This is a genomic window from Sphingopyxis sp. HIX (assembly GCF_001468285.1).
Taxonomy (GTDB): Bacteria; Pseudomonadota; Alphaproteobacteria; order Sphingomonadales; family Sphingomonadaceae; genus Sphingopyxis.
Genome location: NZ_LNSB01000084.1, coordinates 1 through 3,806, shown reverse-complemented (window position 1 = coordinate 3,806; position 3,806 = coordinate 1). Strand labels below are relative to the sequence as shown.

Below are 3,806 nucleotides of genomic sequence, written 5' to 3'. Positions count from 1 at the left end.
TTATCGCGAGGAAGCGGTAATGCGGAGGAGCGCGGCGTAACCGGCGAATTCCCATGATAGTGTGCGCAGTTGCTGCGCATTATATTGGTTGCGAACCTCGGCGGTCCCTGGACCAGCTGAGGAGGCAATCATGTTGAAGTTGCATGACGAGTTGATCACCGAACTCTCGAATTCGCTCACCACACAGAATTACAATCCCGTGGTCGTGGCGAACCACCGTCTCTACGCCCGCGCGTTTCTCGATTATCTGGCCGAGTGCGATATACAGGTCGAGACTGTGACGCCGCAGCAGGTCGATCAGTATTTTGGCTATGCGGTTCAGGATTTTGAGATCCAGTACGGTCGGCCTCCCAGTGCGCGTTGGCACATGTTGCCCCGCACCGCGATCGCCAAGCTCCTCCGGCTTGCTCAAGGCAATTGGCCCCCGGACGCAGAAATGATCGGTCCCGATGACGAGCATCGACATGAAATTTGCCGCGAATACGAGGCATGGCTGCGCGAGGAGCGCGGTTTGGCAAGCGCGTCCATTGCGGCGCTGATGTGGGAGGCGCGAAACTTCCTGCGATGGCAGTTCGACCGGGCCGGTGCCGCCAGCCTCGAAACGTTGAGCATCGTGGACATCGATCTCTACATGGACATGCGCGCGCCTGGTTTACGGCGCAAATCATTGGCCGATGTCGCTGAGCGTCTCCGTTCGGTGGTTCGCCATCTGCATCGGACGGGTCGCATCCCGACCGATCTGACGCCACACATCATCGGCCCCATGCTCTATGCCTACGAAGATGTGCCGTCGACGCTGGAAAGGAGCCAAATCGCCGCGGTTCTGGCGACAACGCAGGAGGACAGATCGCCACGCGGACTACGCGATTATGCGATACTTCAGCTGCTTGCCACGTATGGGCTGCGCGAAGGTGAGATATGCCGCCTTCGGCTCGATGACGTGGACTGGCGCGCAGAATCCCTCCGGATCTGCCACACCAAGACCAACGCGTACTCGTACATGCCGCTAATGGTGACTGTTGGTGAAGCGCTGCTGGATTATCTGCGCCTTGGGCGGCCCCAGGTTGAAGTGCGGGAAATCTTCGTCCGATCCTGCGCACCCTATATCGCAATGACGAACCTGTACGGCATGATCCGCGGTCGGTTGGCCGCCGCAGGCGTAGTGCCAGCAGGAAAGCGGGGGCCGCATGTCTTCCGCCACGCACGTGCGGTCGAAATGCTGCGGGCATCGGTCCCGCAAAAGATCATCGGCGACGTGCTCGGGCATCGATCCACCGAATCCACCAATACTTATCTCAAACTGGCAACAGATGATCTCCGAGCCGTGGCACTCGAGGTGCCTGGAATGGAGGTGCTGTCATGAGCGCCTGGCACGATCCCGATCGCACCGTCGTCGACGCCTTCCTGGTAAAATCGCAGTTCCGGCCGGGAAGCGTACCGACATATCGCTGGTTCCTTTGCACCTTCGAAGATGTTGCCCGCCGGCATCCGGCGGTGGACCGGCAGATGCTCGACGCCTGGCTGAAGGAGATGCAAAAACGTTGGCGATTGTCGACGCTGCTCAATCAGGTCTGCATTGTCGACCGCTTCCTCGACCACCTCGTCGAAATCGGGCTGATCGCCGACAACCCTGTTGCTGCACTTCGCCGTCGGTACAACGTCAAGCAAAGCAAGCCGATCTGGCGGGCCTTGGCTTCCCCGAATCCCGACGAATCCTTGGCCGCGTTACGACGGCCTGCGCCCTTCGGCAGCGTGCTGGGTGACTTCATGCAAGACCATGTCATGCTGATGCGCAGCCGGGGATATCAATATGAAGCGCAGGCTCACTGGCTGCTGCGGTTCGATCGGTTCCTTCAGGCCCGTCCCGACCTCGCGGAGCAACCACTTGAGGCAATGATTGCGAGCTGGGCGGCTGCCAAGCCGACCCGCAACCACGCGGCTGAATGCCAGAAGCTGGCGCGCATCCTGACCAAGGCGCGGTTCCGCCTCGATCCGACTATCCCGCCAAAGCGCTTCAATCCCCGGCCAGAGCGGGAAGTAGCGCGGGAGCATCGGCAACCGCATATCTTCAGCCCGGCTGACGTTCGGCGTATGCTCGATACCGCACGGACTTATCCGTCGCCGGACGCTCCGCTGCGGCCGTTGACCCTCTACACCATGATCATGCTGGCCTATTGTGCCGGGCTACGGCGAAGCGAGCTGGCATGGCTCGATCTTGGTGACGTGGACCTGCAATCAAGCACGATCACGATCCGGGAAACGAAGTTCTACAAGACCAGGATCTTGCCTCTATCCGACAGTGTCGCGGTCGAACTGCGCGCGTACATCGATGCGAGGCGGCGCGCTGGCGGCCCACAGAACCCGAAATCAGGGCTGTTCTGGCATGCCCACTTAAATGACCGCTACAGGCCCGAGGCGGTTACGACAATGATTACCAACGTCATGCGCCGTGCTGGGCTCAAGCCCGCTTCGGGCCGGACCGGGCCGCGGGTCCATGACCTTCGTCACTCGATGGTGGTGAACCGCATCCTCCAGTGGTACCGGTCCGGCATTAACCCTCAGGAAAAACTGCACTTCCTCTCGACCTACATGGGGCACCGGGATCTCCACTCCACGCTGGTCTACATCACCGTCACGCAGGATCTGTTGCAGGAAGCCAGTGAACGGTTCCGCGCGCTCGGCGCCCCGTGCCTTGTCACGGAGGCGCGGCCATGAGGAAAGGCAATCCATTGCCCGCGTTGTTGCGGGCGTTCTTCCAGGAGTGGCTGGCCGAGCAGCGCAGCGCGTCAATCCACACGATCCGCTCTTATCGCGACACCTGGCGGCTGCTGCTTCGGTTCGTCGCGGAGCGAAAAGGCTGCGGGGTCGCGCGGCTGACGCTCACCGACGTCTCGGCCGGCGAGGTGCGCGCGTTCCTTCATCATACCGAGCATGGCCGCAAGACCACGATCGGCACGCGGAACTGCCGACTGGCCGCCATCCGCAGCTTCTTCAGCTTCGTGGCGGACAAGAATCCGGAATACATCGCGCAGTGCTCAGAGGTCCTGGCTGTTCCGTTGAAGCGGGAGCCCACCTCCGCGCCGTGCTACCTCGAGCCCGAGGAGGTCGAGGCCATCCTCGCCCAGCCCAACCGATCGACACTCGAAGGGCTGCGCGACCATGTACTGCTCTCGTTCCTCTATAACAGTGGCGCGCGAATCCAAGAGGCGCTTGACCTCTGTCCCGAAGCAATCCGGTTCGATGCACCGAACTTCGTGCGTCTTTACGGCAAGGGGCGCAAGGAACGCATCTGCCCGCTCTGGCCAGAAACCGTGGCATTGCTCAGGAAGCTACTGGAGCGACAGCCGCGTGCGCCCGATGAGCGGATCTTCGTCAATCGATACGGTGAACCGCTAGGGGCGTCAGGGGTGCGGTTCAAGCTCAACGCCTACGTGGAACAAGCCGCGAAATCGACGCTGACCCTCCAGTCAAAACACGTTACGCCTCACAGCTTCCGGCACGCGACCGCCGTCCACCTCGTTGCCGCCGGGGTCGATATCACCGTCATCCGCAGTTGGCTCGGGCACGTCAGTCTCGATACGACCAATCACTATGCTCAGGCCAATCTGGAGACCAAACGAAAGGCGCTGGAACAGGTTGGCGCCCCGGCGGCGAGCAACGTGCCACCTTCGTGGAAGCGAGATGCCAATCTGATGGGATGGCTCGACACCCTATAGAATAATGTGAAGGACGTGGCGAAATGTTCCGCAGCTTTGCAGGACTACGCCGCGTTCCTCCGCATTACCGCTTCCTCGCGATAAAGCATC

Annotated in this window: 3 protein-coding genes; all 3 read left to right on the top strand. The window is 61.1% G+C overall.

The genetic code is table 11. The features are described 5' to 3' along the window. Window positions 1–130 precede the first annotated feature (130 nt). The 3 genes from ATE62_RS22595 to ATE62_RS22585 are packed head-to-tail and all read left to right on the top strand — an operon-like array spanning window position 131 to window position 3,716. On the top strand, window positions 131–1,363 hold the full coding sequence (locus ATE62_RS22595; protein WP_007015824.1) for a site-specific integrase: 1,233 nt from the start codon (window positions 131–133) through the stop codon (window positions 1,361–1,363). Beyond that, window positions 1,360–2,715: a tyrosine-type recombinase/integrase gene (locus ATE62_RS22590; protein ID WP_009823940.1), complete on the top strand. Its 1,356-nt coding sequence runs from the start codon at window positions 1,360–1,362 to the stop codon at window positions 2,713–2,715. The genes ATE62_RS22595 and ATE62_RS22590 overlap by 4 nt, the downstream gene beginning before the upstream one ends. Next, window positions 2,712–3,716 (top strand): site-specific integrase, encoded by a 1,005-nt coding sequence (locus tag ATE62_RS22585; RefSeq protein WP_009823939.1) that lies wholly within the window; start codon window positions 2,712–2,714, stop codon window positions 3,714–3,716. The genes ATE62_RS22590 and ATE62_RS22585 overlap by 4 nt, the downstream gene beginning before the upstream one ends. Window positions 3,717–3,806 lie beyond the last annotated feature (90 nt).

What these genes read in the sequence shown, in the direction of transcription:
- ATE62_RS22585 (WP_009823939.1), top strand. Translation starts at nt 2,712, where the DNA reads ATGAGGAAAGGCAATCCATTGCCCGCGTTGTTGCGGGCGTTCTTCCAG.
- ATE62_RS22595 (WP_007015824.1), top strand. Translation starts at nt 131, where the DNA reads ATGTTGAAGTTGCATGACGAGTTGATCACCGAACTCTCGAATTCGCTC.
- ATE62_RS22590 (WP_009823940.1), top strand. Translation starts at nt 1,360, where the DNA reads ATGAGCGCCTGGCACGATCCCGATCGCACCGTCGTCGACGCCTTCCTG.